The sequence below is a fragment of the Microbacterium koreense genome, assembly GCF_042677105.1.
GTDB classification, from domain to species: Bacteria; Actinomycetota; Actinomycetes; order Actinomycetales; family Microbacteriaceae; genus Microbacterium; species Microbacterium koreense.
In genome coordinates this window covers 30,302-45,743 of record NZ_JBHTIM010000001.1, presented here as the reverse complement: position 1 = coordinate 45,743, position 15,442 = coordinate 30,302, and the positions used below count along the sequence as shown (strand labels likewise).

9 protein-coding genes are annotated in these 15,442 nt (G+C 67.8%); 7 read left to right on the top strand and 2 right to left on the bottom strand.

Features of this window, described 5'->3' with window-relative positions; all coding sequences use genetic code 11:
• Positions 1 to 963: an ABC transporter permease gene (locus tag ACFQZV_RS00135; protein ID WP_378754105.1), complete on the top strand. Its 963-nt coding sequence runs from the start codon at positions 1 to 3 to the stop codon at positions 961 to 963.
• Positions 964 to 1,026: 63 nt separating this feature from the next.
• Here ACFQZV_RS00135 and ACFQZV_RS00130 read toward each other — a convergent pair whose 3' ends face one another.
• The gene (locus ACFQZV_RS00130; protein WP_378754103.1) at positions 1,027 to 2,763 is read right to left on the bottom strand and encodes an ABC transporter ATP-binding protein; all 1,737 of its coding nucleotides are present in this window, start codon (positions 2,761 to 2,763) and stop codon (positions 1,027 to 1,029) included.
• 243 nt (positions 2,764 to 3,006) lie between these two features.
• On the opposite strand from ACFQZV_RS00130, the gene ACFQZV_RS00125 reads away from it, so the two are divergent.
• From ACFQZV_RS00125 to ACFQZV_RS00105, 5 genes are all read left to right on the top strand, one after another.
• The gene (locus ACFQZV_RS00125; RefSeq protein ID WP_378754101.1) at positions 3,007 to 3,762 is read left to right on the top strand and encodes a 5-oxoprolinase subunit PxpA; all 756 of its coding nucleotides are present in this window, start codon (positions 3,007 to 3,009) and stop codon (positions 3,760 to 3,762) included.
• Positions 3,756 to 5,318, top strand: a complete 1,563-nt coding sequence (locus ACFQZV_RS00120) for a 5-oxoprolinase subunit B/C family protein (RefSeq protein WP_378783213.1) — start codon at positions 3,756 to 3,758, stop codon at positions 5,316 to 5,318. The genes ACFQZV_RS00125 and ACFQZV_RS00120 overlap by 7 nt, the downstream gene beginning before the upstream one ends.
• Positions 5,319 to 5,564: 246 nt before the next feature.
• Positions 5,565 to 9,062: a DNA-directed RNA polymerase subunit beta gene (rpoB, locus tag ACFQZV_RS00115; RefSeq protein ID WP_378753842.1), complete on the top strand. Its 3,498-nt coding sequence runs from the start codon at positions 5,565 to 5,567 to the stop codon at positions 9,060 to 9,062.
• A gap of 42 nt (positions 9,063 to 9,104) precedes the next feature.
• Complete coding sequence (gene rpoC / locus ACFQZV_RS00110; protein ID WP_378753840.1) at positions 9,105 to 12,977, top strand: DNA-directed RNA polymerase subunit beta'; 3,873 nt, start codon at positions 9,105 to 9,107, stop codon at positions 12,975 to 12,977.
• A 136-nt stretch (positions 12,978 to 13,113) separates the two neighbouring features.
• On the top strand, positions 13,114 to 13,731 hold the full coding sequence (locus ACFQZV_RS00105; RefSeq protein ID WP_378753838.1) for a hypothetical protein: 618 nt from the start codon (positions 13,114 to 13,116) through the stop codon (positions 13,729 to 13,731).
• Between the two features lies 1 nt (position 13,732).
• Here the strand turns inward: ACFQZV_RS00105 and ACFQZV_RS00100 are convergent, their stop codons facing one another.
• Positions 13,733 to 14,341, bottom strand: a complete 609-nt coding sequence (locus ACFQZV_RS00100) for a hypothetical protein (RefSeq protein ID WP_378753836.1) — start codon at positions 14,339 to 14,341, stop codon at positions 13,733 to 13,735.
• Between the two features lie 135 nt (positions 14,342 to 14,476).
• Between ACFQZV_RS00100 and ACFQZV_RS00095 the strand changes: the two genes are divergently transcribed.
• Complete coding sequence (locus ACFQZV_RS00095; RefSeq protein ID WP_378753834.1) at positions 14,477 to 15,439, top strand: ABC transporter; 963 nt, start codon at positions 14,477 to 14,479, stop codon at positions 15,437 to 15,439.
• The last annotated feature ends 3 nt before the right edge of the window (positions 15,440 to 15,442 follow it).

The following is a 15,442-nucleotide window of genomic DNA, read 5'->3' as shown; positions in this document are numbered from 1 at the left end:
ATGACCTCCGCCATGCTCCCGCCCGCACCCGAAGGCGGTCCCGTCGACGACACCGCGGTCGACGATCGCGAACTCCTCTCCGCGCGCTCCGGCGGTGGGGGCTTCTGGCGCGGCGTCTTCCGGCGCCTGCGCCACAACCCGACCGCCTGGGCCGGGGCGATCATCGTCTTCCTCTTCGTCGCCGTCTCCGTCCTCGCTCCCTGGCTCGCCCCCTACCCCGAGACGGCCCTGCCCGGCGCCAGATACATCACCCCCACCCACATCCCCGGGCCGGGGGAGATCCCCGAGTTCCCGCTCGGTCTCGACCGGTTCGGCGGCGACGTGCTGTCCAAACTCATCTGGGGTGCACAGGCGTCGCTGCTGATCGGCGTCGTCTCGACGGCACTCGGGCTTGCCGGAGGCATGTTGCTCGGGCTGCTCGCCGGCATGTTCGGTGGCTGGGTCGACAACGTCATCATGCGCTTCGTCGACTTGCTGCTGTCGGTGCCGAACCTGCTGCTGGCCGTGTCGATCGCCGCGATCCTCGGTCAGTCGCAGCTCGCCGTCATGATCGCCATCGGAGCGTCGCAGGTGCCGATCTTCGCGCGCCTCCTGCGTGCATCGATGCTCCAGCAACGCAGCGCCGACTATGTGCTGTCCGCCCAGACGCTCGGGCTCGGCCGGGGCACGATCACGATGAGCCATGTGCTGCCCAACAGCATCGGCCCCGTGATCGTGCAGGGAACGCTGACCCTGGCGACCGCGGTCATCGATGCGGCGGCGCTGTCGTTCCTCGGCCTCGGCGGCGGGCGCCCCGAGACGGCCGAATGGGGTCGGATGCTCACCTACGCGCAGTCCGAGCTGGCGATCGCGCCGTGGTTGGCGTTCTTCCCCGGCATCTGCATCATGGTGACTGCCCTCGGCTTCACGCTCCTGGGGGAGTCGCTGCGCGAAGCAATGGATCCGCGCACGCGTCAGCGGTGACGACGGGCCACCTCGTCACGGTGGCCCCGACGCGGCGGAACGAACGCAAGCCCGTTTCGGAGATCAGACCGCGATGTCGAGTTCGTTGCCCGGGATCGACGCGAGAAGGTGGCGCGTGTAGGGATCGCGCGGGTTGGTGAAGATCTCCTCGGACGACGCCGCTTCGACGAGGGCTCCATCCTTCATCACGCAGACGTAGTCGCTGATCAGTCGCACGACGGCGAGGTCATGCGAGATGAAGAGATAGCTGAGACCGTACTCGGACTGCAGATCCCGCAAGAGCGTCAGCACCTGATCCTGCACGAGGACGTCGAGGGCCGAGACCGGTTCGTCGCACACGATGAGCTCGGGCGAGAGTGCCAGAGCCCGCGCGATCGCGACACGCTGACGCTGTCCTCCGGAGAGCTCCGACGGGTAGCGGCGCAACATCGATTGCGGAAGGGCGACGTCATCGAGCAACTGCCGTACGCGCGCCTCGCGCTCCTTCGCGGAGCCGCGCTTGTAGAACGTGAGCGGCTCTTCGATGATCCGCTCGATCGTGAACATGGGGTTCAGCGACGAGTACGGGTCTTGGAAGATCGGCTGGACCTTCTGCCGGAACTCCCGCAGCGCGCGACCCTTGAGGCTCGCGACATCCTGTCCGTCGAAGGTCATCGCTCCGCTGGTCGGTTCGATCACCTTCAACAGCATCCGTGCCGTGGTGGTCTTGCCCGAACCGGACTCGCCCACGATCGCGACCGTCTCGCCACGCGGAATCGCGAACGACACATCGTTCACCGCCGCGAAGTCCTCCTTCTTGCCACGGATCTTGTAGATCTTGGTGAGCCCCTCGACCTCGACGATGTTGTCGGGTGCCGTCGCGGGCGATGCCGACTCGGTGTGATCGGCGGTCGACGTCGGCGAGATATCCGGCGTCGCGGCGGGGGCTGCGGCATCCGAGCCGTCGAAGCCGACACGGAAGACCTCGGGACGCAGGCGCACGGCCGATACCGACGGCGCGGCCTTCACGAGCGCCTGGGTGTACGGCTGCTGGGGGTCTTCGAGGATCTGGCGCGCGGGACCCTGTTCGACGATCCGGCCGCGATGCATCACGACCACCTGCGATGCCCGCTCCGCGGCGAGTCCGAGATCGTGGGTGATGAGCATCACAGAGGTGCCCAGGTCGGTCGTCATGCGGCCGAGCTGATCGAGGATGGTCTTCTGGACCGTGACGTCGAGGGCGCTCGTCGGCTCGTCGGCGATGAGGAGCTTGGGGTTGCAGGCCAGTCCGATCGCGATGAGGGCGCGCTGGCGCATTCCACCCGAGAACTCGTGCGGGTACTGCTTCGCACGCTCGGCTGCGTTCGGGAGCCCCGCGGCTTCGAGCGTCTCGACGACCTTCCGGTCGACATCCTTGCGGGTGGCCAAGCCGTGGGCGAGGAGGGTCTCGGCGATCTGGGTACCGATCTTCGAGACCGGGTTGAGGTTCGACATCGGATCCTGCGGGACCAGTCCGATCGTCGCCCCGCGCACGGTGCGCATGACACTCTCGGAAGCACCGACGAGCTCTTCGCCCTCGAGACGGATGCTTCCGGCCGTCACGCGGCCATTGCCCGGCAGTAGACCGATGACCGCCATCGCGGTGGTCGACTTGCCCGAGCCCGATTCGCCGACGATCGCGAGCGTCTCGCCGGCAGCCAGATCGAGGTCGACCTGTTGGACGGCCTGCACCGATCCCTCCAGCGTCTGAAACTGCACCGCGACATCGCGGACCTGGAGGAGAGGAGCGCCGGGGGTGGGGCGTTCGGAGGAGCGGACCATTCACCTATCCTGCCGCGCCGGCTCCCGATCTGTCCGGGTGTCTCCACAGCCTTTACCCATCCGTGACCCCAGAACACCGTCCACGGGCGCCGGCCGGGCACGCGGCCGCCGCGCCGGTCGTGTGCCACCGGCGCCGGGCATCTGCCGAACTCCACGGATTCGGCCCCGGGCGACCCCGAATCCGCGCTTCTGGGCCCTCCGGGTCACCGATCGGTGGAGTTGCGCGGCGCGTATCGTGGGCACATGGCGGCGATCGACCTCAATGCGGACCTCGGCGAGACCGTCGACGGGGTGCCCACCGCCGACGACGAAGCGATGTTCGCCGTGATCTCGAGCGCCAACATCGCGTGCGGGGGTCATGCCGGCGGCGGCGCCGCGCTCACCGAAGCGGTCGATCGTGCACGGCGGCATCGGGTCGCCGTCGGTGCGCATCCCTCCTACCCCGACCGTGTCGGCTTCGGACGGGTTCGCATCGACATCGACGATGACGACCTTGCGCTGACACTGGACCAGCAGTTGCGCGCACTCGAACGCGCGGGCGCGTCGATCCGCTACGTCAAGCCGCACGGGGCGCTGTACCACGCGGTGACCACCGATGCCGGGCAGGCGCGGGTCGTCGCCCATGTCGTGGCCGCCGCATCCGAGCGTGCGGGGCGGGCCCTTCCGATCCTGGGTCTCGCGGGAGAGATCCTCGCGGCGGCCGAGGATGTGGGGCTGCCCTTCGTGGGCGAGGCCTTCCTCGACCGTGGCTACCTGCCCACGGGTGCGCTCGTTCCCCGCGGACAGCCCGGGGCGTTGCTCGACTCACCCGAGGTCGTCGCCGCGCGCGCGGTGCGCCTGGCCCGCCACGGCGAGGTGGAGGCTGTCGACGGAAGCGTCGTCCGAACCCGCGCCGTGTCGATGTGTCTGCACGGCGACTCGCCGTCGGCCGTGGCGATGGCCCGTGCCGTCCGGTCGGCGCTCGACGACGCTGCGATCGACGTGCGTGCGCCATGGTGATCGCGCGCCCGATGGGGGAGCGCGCCTTTCTGCTCGAGCTCGGCTCGCCGGCCGAGGTGCTCGCACTTCATCGTCGGCTCCAGGCGACGCGACCCCCAGGGGTGGTCGACCTCGTGCCGGCAGCCGGCACGGTGCTCGTCCGCATCGACCCCGCTGTCATCTCGATCGAGGCCGCGCGCGCATGGGCCATGTCGGCGGATGCGGAGACCTTGCCCGGGCCCACGCGGTCCATGGCCGTCGACCTCGACATCACGTACGACGGTGCGGACCTCGACGAGACCGCGGCGCTCCTCGGCCTATCGCCGGATGAACTCGTCCGTCGGCACACCGAAACGGAGTGGACCGTCGCATTCACCGGGTTCGCCCCGGGCTTCGGCTACCTCGTCAGTCCGGAGTGGCCGTTCGACGTGCCGCGCCTGCCGGCACCGCGAACGCGCGTCCCTGCCGGCGCCGTCGGTCTCGCCGGGGTTTTCAGCGGTGCGTACCCGCGCGAGACCCCGGGCGGGTGGCGGCTGATCGGCACGACCTCGGCGACGCTGTTCGATCCGGGTGCCGCCGACCCGGCGCTGCTCGCGCCCGGCACGCGCGTGCGGTTTCGCCCGACGGTGCCCGCGACTGGCGCGCGAGGTGCCGGTGGCGGTCGGAGTGCAGGCCACCGTTCCGCCGTCGAGCGGCCACTCGGCGACGAACGACCGGGTCTGCGGGTCGTCGAACCGGGGCTGCTCGCCACCGTGCAGGACCTCGGCCGGCCAGGCGCGGCGTCGCTCGGGGTGGCTCCGTCGGGTGCCGCCGACCGGGGAGCACTGCGGACCGCGAACCGGCTCGTGGGAAACTCCGAGGGCGCCGCCGGTATCGAGGTGACGATGGGCGGATTCCGTGCGGTCGCCGAGCAGCACCTGTGGGTGGCTGTGACGGGTGCGTGGGGGCCGGTTCACCTCGGCGGGCGCGAGATCGATCCGTACGTCGCTCACGAATGGATGCCGGGGGTCGAGCTGCGTCTCGACTGGTTCACACGCGGTGCCCGCGCGTACGTCGCGGCGCGCGGCGGGATCGATGCACCAGGGATCCTCGGTTCGCGATCCACCGACACGCTCGCGGCGTTGGGGCGACCGGCGCTGCGCGCCGGAGACTCCCTTGCCCTCGCCGACGACCAGCAGGGACCCGTACCGCCCGCGCCACCCGTGGCGTGGGGGCCTCCGCCCGACGATGAGATCACCCTCGACCTCGCGGACGGGCCTCGGGTCGACTGGTTCACCGAAGACGCGCGTGCCGCGCTGTTCGATGCGGTGTGGACGGTCACGAACGACGCCGACCGCGTCGGGGTTCGACTCGACGGGCCACTGCTCGCGCGGTCGCGCGAGGGCGAGATCGCCAGCGAAGGCATGGTGCCGGGTGCGGTGCAGGTACCTCCCTCCGGGCAGCCGACCGTTCTGTTCGCCGACGGACCCGTCACGGGTGGATATCCCGTCATCGCGGTCGTGACCGCCGCATCCCTCGACCTGCTCGCTCAGGCCCGGCCGGGCACTCTCATCCGATTCCGCCACGCTCGTCCGTGACGGAGCGCGCATTTATACCCCAGCGCTCCAGGATCGTCAAGAATGCGACTGGACACGGCGTGCCTTGCGGCCTATAGTTGGTAGTTGCGCTCCGAACCCCCTGCCTTCATATGGTGGTTGGCTGTGTCTGCGTGCCCCGTCCCGCTCGAATGTGCGTGACGTGTGCGGCGCCTGACTTCGGGAATACGGAGCACTCCACCTGACGACAAGGAAACGAGCCCGATCGGGCCCACGGAGGTAATCCCCTTGGCTGCTGCGCGCAACGCATCCAACCCCACCACCACCCTCAAGAACGGCCGCGGCGCATCGCGTCTGTCGTTCGCCAAGATCTCCGACACGCTGGAGGTCCCCGACCTCCTCGCGTTGCAGACGGAGTCCTTCGACTGGCTCGTCGGCAACGACGCCTGGAAGGCGCGCGTGGCCGAAGCCCGCACGGCCGGTCGCAAGGGCGTTCCGGACACGAGTGGTCTCGAGGAGATCTTCGAGGAGATCTCGCCCATCGAGGACCTCAGCGAGACGATGCAGCTCTCGTTCACGAACCCCTACCTCGAGCCCGAGAAGTACTCGATCGACGAGTGCAAGGAGCGCGGCAAGACGTACGCGGCGCCGCTCTACGTCGAGGCCGAGTTCATGAACCACCAGACCGGTGAGATCAAGACCCAGACCGTCTTCATGGGTGACTTCCCCCTGCAGACGGACAAGGGCACGTTCATCATCAACGGCACCGAGCGTGTCGTCGTGTCGCAGCTGGTGCGTTCGCCCGGTGTCTACTTCGACAAGACGCCTGACAAGACCAGTGACAAGGACATCGTCTCGGCCCGCGTGATCCCGAGCCGCGGTGCGTGGCTCGAGTTCGAGATCGACAAGCGCGACCAGGTGGGCGTGCGTATCGACCGCAAGCGCAAGCAGTCGGTGACCGTCTTCCTCAAGGCCCTCGGCCTCACGACCGAAGACATCCAGCGTGAGTTCGCCGGCTTCGACTCGATCGAAGAGACCCTCGCCAAGGACACGATCCTCACGAAGGAAGACGCCCTCCGCGACATCTACCGGAAGCTCCGTCCGGGCGAGCAGGTTGCCGCCGAGGCCGCCCGCGCGCTGCTGGACAACTTCTACTTCAACCCGAAGCGCTACGACCTCGCGAAGGTCGGTCGCTACAAGATCAACCAGAAGCTCGGTCTCGACACGACGATCGACGACTCCGTGCTGACCGTCGACGACATCGTCGCGACGATCAAGTACCTGGTGCGCCTCCACCGTGGCGACGCGACCTTCGACGGTCTGCGTGGCGGCAAGCCGGCCGAGATCCGTCTCGACGTCGACGACATCGACAACTTCGGCAACCGCCGCATCCGTGCCGTCGGCGAGCTCATCCAGAACCAGGTCCGCACGGGCCTGTCGCGCATGGAGCGTGTCGTTCGTGAGCGCATGACGACGCAGGACATCGAGGCGATCACACCGCAGACGCTCATCAACGTGCGTCCGGTCGTCGCCGCGATCAAGGAGTTCTTCGGAACCTCCCAGCTGTCGCAGTTCATGGACCAGAACAACCCGCTCGCGGGCCTCACCCACAAGCGCCGCCTGTCAGCGCTCGGCCCGGGTGGTCTGTCACGTGAGCGTGCCGGCGTCGAGGTGCGTGACGTGCACCCCTCGCACTACGGCCGCATGTGCCCGATCGAGACGCCGGAAGGCCCGAACATCGGCCTGATCGGCTCGCTCGCATCGTTCGCGCGCATCAACGCGTTCGGCTTCATCGAGACGCCCTACCGCGTGGTCAAGGACGGTCGGGTCACCGACGAGATCCAGTACCTCACGGCCAGCGAAGAGGCGGACTTCGTCGTCGCGCAGGCCAACGCGCCCCTGAAGGCCGACGGCCACTTCCAGGAGGACCGCGTCCTCGCCCGTAAGACCGGCGGCGAGGTCGACCTCATCCCCGCCGACGAGATCGGGTACATGGACGTCTCGCCGCGCCAGATGGTGTCGGTCGCGACCTCGCTCATCCCGTTCCTCGAGCACGACGACGCCAACCGCGCCCTCATGGGTGCGAACATGCAGCGTCAGGCCGTGCCGCTGCTGCGCTCGGAGTCGCCTGTCGTCGGAACCGGCATGGAGGGCTACGCGGCCGTCGACGCCGGTGACGTCGTCACCGCAGAGAAGGCCGGTGTGGTCCTCGAGGTCTCGGCCGACGTCGTGACCATCCAGCTCGACGAGGGCGGCACGCAGGACTACTACCTGCGCAAGTTCGACCGGTCGAACCAGGGCACGAGCTACAACCAGCGCGTCATCGTCTCGGCAGGCGACCGCATCGAGGCCGGCGAGGTCATCGCCGACGGCCCCGCGACCGAGAACGGCGAGCTCGCTCTCGGCAAGAACCTGCTCGTGGCGTTCATGACGTGGGAAGGTCACAACTTCGAGGACGCGATCATCCTCAGCCAGAACCTCGTGAAGGACGACACGCTTTCGTCGATCCACATCGAGGAGTACGAGGTCGACGCCCGCGACACCAAGCTCGGCAAGGAGGAGATCACCCGTGACCTCCCCAACGTGAGCCCCGACCTGCTGAAGGACCTCGACGAGCGCGGCATCATCCGCATCGGCGCCGAGGTCCGTCCCGGCGACATCCTCGTCGGCAAGGTCACGCCGAAGGGTGAGACCGAACTGTCGGCCGAGGAACGACTGCTCCGTGCGATCTTCAACGAGAAGAGCCGCGAGGTGCGCGACACGTCGCTGAAGGTGCCCCACGGTGAACAGGGCACCATCATCGCGGTCAAGGAGTTCAACGCCGAGGACGGCGACGACGAGCTCGGCTCGGGCGTCAACCGCCGCGTCGTGGTCTACATCGCTCAGAAGCGCAAGATCACCGAGGGTGACAAGCTCGCCGGCCGTCACGGCAACAAGGGTGTCATCGCCAAGATCCTGCCCGTCGAGGACATGCCGTTCCTCGCGGACGGAACGCCCGTCGACATCATCCTCAACCCGCTCGGCATCCCCGGTCGAATGAACTTCGGTCAGGTGCTCGAGACGCACCTCGGCTGGGTCGCGAAGCAGGGCTGGAAGGTCGAGGGCACGCCCGAATGGGCGGCGAAGCTGCCCGAAGAGGCGCGCGAGGCCGCTGCCGGCACTAAGGTCGCAACGCCGGTGTTCGACGGTGCGTACGAGCAGGAGATCGCCGGTCTTCTCGACTCGACGACGCCGACGCGCGACGGCGACCGTCTGATCGACTCGTCGGGCAAGACCCGCCTGTTCGACGGACGTTCGGGCGAGCCGTTCCCGGCGCCCATCTCGGTCGGGTACATGTACATCCTGAAGCTGCACCACCTCGTCGACGACAAGATCCACGCGCGTTCGACCGGGCCGTACTCGATGATCACGCAGCAGCCGCTGGGTGGTAAGGCGCAGTTCGGTGGCCAGCGCTTCGGTGAGATGGAGGTGTGGGCACTCGAGGCCTACGGCGCCGCGTACGCCCTGCAGGAACTCCTCACGATCAAGTCCGACGACATCCTCGGCCGTGTGAAGGTCTACGAGGCGATCGTCAAGGGCGAGAACATCCAGGAGCCCGGCATCCCCGAGTCGTTCAAGGTGCTCATGAAGGAGATGCAGTCGCTCTGCCTGAACGTCGAGGTGCTCTCGGCCGACGGCACGGCGGTCAACCTCCGCGACACCGACGACGACGCGTTCCGCGCTGCGGAGGAGCTCGGCATCAACATCTCGACCCGGTTCGAGTCCTCGTCCATCGACGAGATCTGAATCCGGCCAGGCTAATTTTTCGAATTCGACACAGGAGAACTCGTGCTCGACGCAACAACTTTCGATGAGCTTCGCATCGGCCTGGCCACCGCCGACGACATCCGTCGGTGGTCCTTCGGTGAGGTCAAGAAGCCAGAGACCATCAACTACCGCACGCTGAAGCCCGAGAAGGACGGGCTCTTCGGCGAGCAGATCTTCGGGCCGTCCCGCGACTGGGAGTGCGCCTGCGGCAAGTACAAGCGCGTGCGCTTCAAGGGCATCGTGTGTGAGCGCTGTGGCGTCGAGGTCACGAAGTCGTCGGTGCGCCGCGAGCGCATGGGCCACATCGAGCTCGCCGCTCCCGTCACCCACATCTGGTACTTCAAGGGCGTGCCCTCGCGCCTGGGCTACCTGCTCGACATGGCACCGAAGGACCTCGAGAAGGTCATCTACTTCGCCGCCTACATGGTGATCTCGGTCGACGAGGATGCGCGCCACCGCGACCTCGCGACGCAGGAGAACAACATCCGTCTCGAGATCAAGACCCTCGGCGACCGCCGCGACTCGCGAATCGCCGCGCGTCTGGCCAAGCTCGAGGAAGAACTCGCGGCGCTCGAAGAAGAGGGCGCCAAGGCCGACCAGAAGAAGAAGGTCAAGGACGCCGCCGAGAAGGAGATGGCTCAGACGCGCAAGGGCGCGGACGAGCAGATCGCCAAACTCGAGCGCGTGTGGGAAGAGTTCCGCACCCTTGAGGTCGGTTCGCTCAAGGCCGAAGATGAGGTTTTCCACGAGCTGCAGGACCGTTTCGGTCAGTACTTCGAGGCTCACATGGGCGCGGAGTCGATCAAGCGTCGCCTGGAGACCTTCGACCTGCAGGCTGAGGCCGACAGCCTCCACCTGCAGATCTCGGAGGGCAAGGGCCAGCGCAAGATCCGCGCGATCAAGCGGCTGAAGGTCGTCAACTCGTTCCTGTCGACGGGCATGAGCCCCGCTTCGATGGTCCTCGACGTCGTCCCGGTCATCCCGCCGGAGCTGCGCCCGATGGTCCAGCTCGACGGTGGCCGATTCGCCACGAGCGACCTCAACGACCTCTACCGTCGTGTGATCAACCGCAACAACCGTCTTCGTCGCCTGATCGACCTCGGTGCCCCCGAGATCATCGTCAACAACGAGAAGCGGATGCTGCAGGAAGCAGTCGACGCCCTGTTCGACAACGGCCGTCGTGGCCGCCCGGTGACCGGCACGGGCAACCGTGCGCTCAAGTCGCTGTCGGACATGCTCAAGGGAAAGCAGGGACGTTTCCGTCAGAACCTGCTCGGAAAGCGTGTCGACTACTCGGGTCGTTCGGTGATCATCGTCGGACCCCAGCTCAAGCTGCACCAGTGTGGTCTGCCGAAGCAGATGGCGCTCGAGCTGTTCAAGCCGTTCGTCATCAAGCGCCTCATCGACCTGGGGCACTCGCAGAACATCAAGGCCGCCAAGCGTGCCGTCGAGCGTCACCGCCCCGAGGTGTGGGACGTGCTCGAGGAGATCATCCGCGAGCGCCCCGTGCTGCTCAACCGCGCGCCCACGCTGCACCGTCTCGGCATCCAGGCGTTCGAGCCGCAGCTCGTCGAGGGCAAGGCCATCCAGCTGCACCCGCTCGTCTGCGCTGCGTTCAACGCCGACTTCGACGGTGACCAGATGGCCGTGCACCTGCCGCTGTCGGTCGAGGCTCAGGCCGAGGCTCGCGTGCTGATGCTCGCGTCGAACAACATCCTGAAGCCGTCGGACGGCCGCCCGGTGACCCTGCCCTCGCAGGACATGATCATCGGTCTGCACCACCTGACGACGGTCAAGGAGGGTGCACTAGGTGAGGGCCGCGTGTTCGGCTCGGTCGGTGAGGCGATCCTCGCCAAGGACGAGGGAACCCTCGACCTGCAGGCGAAGGTGCGCATCCGCGTTCCGGGGCTGACGTTCCTCGAGGGCGAAGCGCCCGAGGGCTACGAGCGTCACGGTCTTCTCGACGCGTCGCTGGGCCAGGCGATCTTCAATGACACGCTTCCCAAGGGTTACCCGTTCGTGCGCGAGCAGGCTGACAAGGGCAAGCTCTCGCAGATCGTCAACAAGCTCGCCGAGGAATACCCCAAGGTGGAGGTTGCCGCATCGCTGGACCGCATCAAGGACGCCGGCTTCTACTGGGCCACGCGTTCGGGTGTGACCGTCGCGCTGTCCGACATCCTGACACCGCCGCGCAAGGCGGAGATCGTCGCCGGCTACGAGAAGCAGGCCGCCAAGGTGCAGTCGCAGTTCGAGCGTGGTCTCACGACCGACGCCGAGCGTCGTCAGGACCTCATCAAGATCTGGACCGAGGCGACCGACGAGGTCCAGAAGGAGATGCGCGCCAACTTCCCCGATGACAACACCATCAACCGCATGGTCTCGTCGGGTGCGCGTGGTAACTGGCTGCAGATCCGCAACATCGCGGGTATGCGAGGCCTGGTGAACAACCCGAAGGGCGAGATCATCCCGCGCCCGATCATCTCCTCGTACCGTGAGGGGCTGTCGGTGGCGGAGTACTTCATCGCGACGCACGGTGCCCGTAAGGGTCTGGCCGACACGGCTCTGCGTACCGCCGACTCGGGGTACCTCACCCGTCGACTCGTCGACGTCTCGCAGGATGTCATCATCCGTGAGCAGGACTGCGGCACGACGAAGGGGCTCGAGTTCACGATCGCCGCGCCGGATGCCGACGGCACGCTCGTCAAGGACGCCAACGTCGAGAACTCGGTGTTCGCGCGTACCCTCGCCGAGCAGGTCGTCTCGCCCTCGGGCGAGGTGCTCGCCGACGCCGGCGACGACGTCGGTGACGTTCTCATCGACCGTCTCGTCGAGGCCGGTGTCGAGACCATCAAGGTGCGCTCGGTGCTCACCTGTGACTCGGCCGTCGGTGTGTGTGCACAGTGCTACGGACGGTCGCTCGCGACCGGCAAGATCGTCGACATCGGCGAGGCCGTCGGCATCATCGCGGCACAGTCGATCGGTGAGCCCGGCACGCAGCTGACGATGCGTACGTTCCACACGGGTGGTTCGGCGTCGGCGGATGACATCACGCAGGGTCTTCCCCGTGTGCAGGAGCTCTTCGAGGCGCGTACCCCCAAGGGTGCGTCGCCGATCGCGGAGTCGGCCGGTCGGATCACGATCGACGAGACCGAGAAGTCGAAGAAGATCATCCTCACGCCCGACAACGGCGAGGAGCCGCACGTCTACCCCGTGCTCAAGCGCGCGACGCTGTTGGTCGAAGACGGCCAGCACGTCACGGTCGGTCAGCAGCTGCAGGTCGGCACGCTCGACCCCAAGGAGGTCATGCGCGTGCAGGGTGCCCGCGAGGTGCAGAAGTACCTCGTCGGCGGAGTGCAGGGTGTCTACCGCTCGCAGGGTGTGCCGATCCATGACAAGCACATCGAGGTCATCGTGCGTCAGATGCTGCGCAAGGTCACGGTCGTCGACCACGGTGACACGGCGCTGCTGCCCGGTGAGATGGTGGACTTCAAGCGCTACCAGATGATCAACCGTGAAGCGGTGGCGTCGGGCAAGCGTCCTGCGTCGGGCCGTCCGGAGCTGATGGGTATCACGAAGGCGTCGCTCGCGACGGAGTCGTGGCTGTCGGCCGCGTCGTTCCAGGAGACGACGCGCGTGCTCACCCAGGCCGCGATGGAGGGCAAGAGCGACCCGCTCGTCGGCCTCAAGGAGAACGTCATCATCGGAAAGCTCATCCCCGCCGGCACCGGTCTCTCGAAGTATCGCGGGGTCACGGTCGAAGCGACCGAAGAAGCGAAGAGCGAGCGGTACCCGAACCGCATCTTCGCGTCGGACGGCGCGTTCTCGGACGCGGACCTGAGCTACGTCGATTTCGACAGCTTCTCGACCGACGGTGATTTCACCAACTACAACTGAGTCACGGCGCGGATCCGCTGATCCTCGCTGACACTCCCGAAGGCCCCGGCTCGCTTCGAGTCCGGGGCCTTCGGCGTTCTCGCGCGCCGCGGCGGCCACTCGGTCGCGGCGTGCATAGCGTGGACGCGGAGGAACGATGGCTCGGGCGACAGGTCGCAGTCTGTGGGTGGCGATACCCGCGACGGTGGTGTGCATCGGCGTGCTCGCGGCGTTGGTGTGGTTCGCACGCCCGATGCTGCCCGTCGCGTTCGGCTGGGTCGGTGACACGCTGCGCACGGCCACGGCCGCCGAGCAGGCCGCCGAGCACGCTCCCGCGCCCGCGGATGTCGTCGCCGACGGGACGGAGCTCGATTGCCGCGATGCCTATCCCGATCTGCTCTGGGCGGAGTTGATCTGGCGGGGCGATGGCCTTCTCGGTCAGAACCGCACGTCGCCGCCGTTGTCGACGCCCGACGTCGGCGAAGCCCTCGCACCGCAGGTGCATGTGACGTGCGCCTGGACGTTCGGCGACGCCGGTTCGATCGTGTCGAGCCTGGCGACGGTGGGTGAAGATGCGGCATCCGTCGCGGAGGCGGCGTTCACGGCATCCGGATTCACATGTGAGACCACGGATGCCGTGACCACGTGTCGCGGTGCGGCGAGCGGTGTCGCCGAGGAACACGTCTTCCGTGGCGGATTGTGGCTGGCGACCGTGGTGGACGGGTGGATGCCCGAGGACTATCCGGCGCGGCTGAGTGCGTTCGTGTGGGGATGAGTCAGCCGAAGACGGCGGAAACGACCGCAGACGTGTAGCCCGGCGGTGCCAGGTTCGAATAGGCGGTGTCGATCAGGATGCCATCCCGCCAGAACAGCGTCCGACCATCGGTCACGGGGTAGTCGGAGTTCTGCCAGGTCTTCTCGCAGCGCGTCCCGCCGTCGGGCGTGTAGCAGGTGAACCCCTCGTCGTCGGCGAGGTCGTTGAGCATGTCGAGCGCGGGACCCCGGGACATCGCGGAGATCGTGGTCACGAGACCCGTCGTGTCGGCGCCGGGGTCGCGCCACACGCAGATCAGCGACCCACCGGGTTGCACGCCGGTGGGAGCGAAGGCGGCGTCGTTCAACGGTGTGTCGCCGAGTGCTGCCAACACCGCATCGTCGAGGATGGCCCGGCAGTCGTCGGGGACGGTGGCCGTCGGAGTCCGGATCGGGGTCGGTTCGGGCGTGAGGGTGGGGCCGGGGGTGAGCGACGCGGTCGGCGACGGGTCCGGCGTGGACGACGACGGCGCGGGGACCGTGCCGGATTCGCCGACGCAGCCGGCGAGCAACCCGCCCGCCGCGACCACGACGAGGGCCGCGACCATTCGCACGCGGGCGACGGTGACCATGCCGTCACGATAACCCCGATCCAGCGTCGACACACCGGACGCGCCCGGATATCCCCGGCACGCCTGCGTGACCACGGGCGTCCGGGGGGATACCCTCGCAGGGCGGGGAACAGCCCCGTGTGAGGAGTGCGTCGGATGAGTGACCCCCAGTCGTCTTATGGTGAGCCGGTGGATGAGCCCACGACGGGTGATGACGACGTCGTCGGTCGCGCCGAAGAAGGTCTCGCGGATGCCGAGGCCGCCGGCCGCAGCGCCGTCGAGCCCACGGAAGCCCCCGAGCCCGGAGCGGGTGAGGTCGTCGAGGAGACGGTCGTCGAAGAGGTCGTCGTCGCCGATGAGGCTCCGTCCGCGGTGAACGAATGGGCCGCCGAACCTCCCGCGTGGGCCGCGAACGCTCCACTCGATGACGAACCGGTGGCGACGGATGCCGCACCGACCGCCGTCTACGAAGAGAGCGTGACGGTCAGCGACACGACGGTGTCTCCCAGTGAGCCCGTCGCCGAGCGCGAGCCCGTTGCGCCCGTCGCGGCACAGCCGATCTTCGTCCAGGCACCCGAGGCGCCGCGCCCGCGCGGAAATCGTGCCGCTGCGGGTGCCATCGGCATCCTCGCCGCGCTCAGCTTCGCCGTTCTCTATCTCGGTGCGTGGCTCGCTCTGGGCGCCATCACCGGGGATGTCACCGGCGCGAACGTCGGCACGACAGCCGTCGCCGCGCTCGGCACGTGGGCGCTGTGGGTTCCGGTCGTCGTTTTCTTCATCGCTTTTTGGCTGCTCGGCGCGATCGTCAACCGCGGACGCTGGGGGGCATGGGTCATCATCGGCCTCCTCGTCGGCGTCGCCGCGTACGGCGGACACCTGCTCGGTCAGCTCTTCCAGGCGCCGTTCTGGCAGCTCACGGCCTCGCAGGGTGCGGAGCTCGTCGAGGGTCAGTTGCTGGCCCCGCTGGCGATCGCGGCTTTCGTCTTCGGGCGCGAGCTGACGATCTGGTTCGGCGCGTGGGCTGCGTCGCGCGGCAAGCGCGTCACCGAGCTGAACGCCGAAGCGCAGCGCGAGTACGAGCGCACACTCGAGGCCGGGCCGCAGCTCGCACGAGGTTGATCT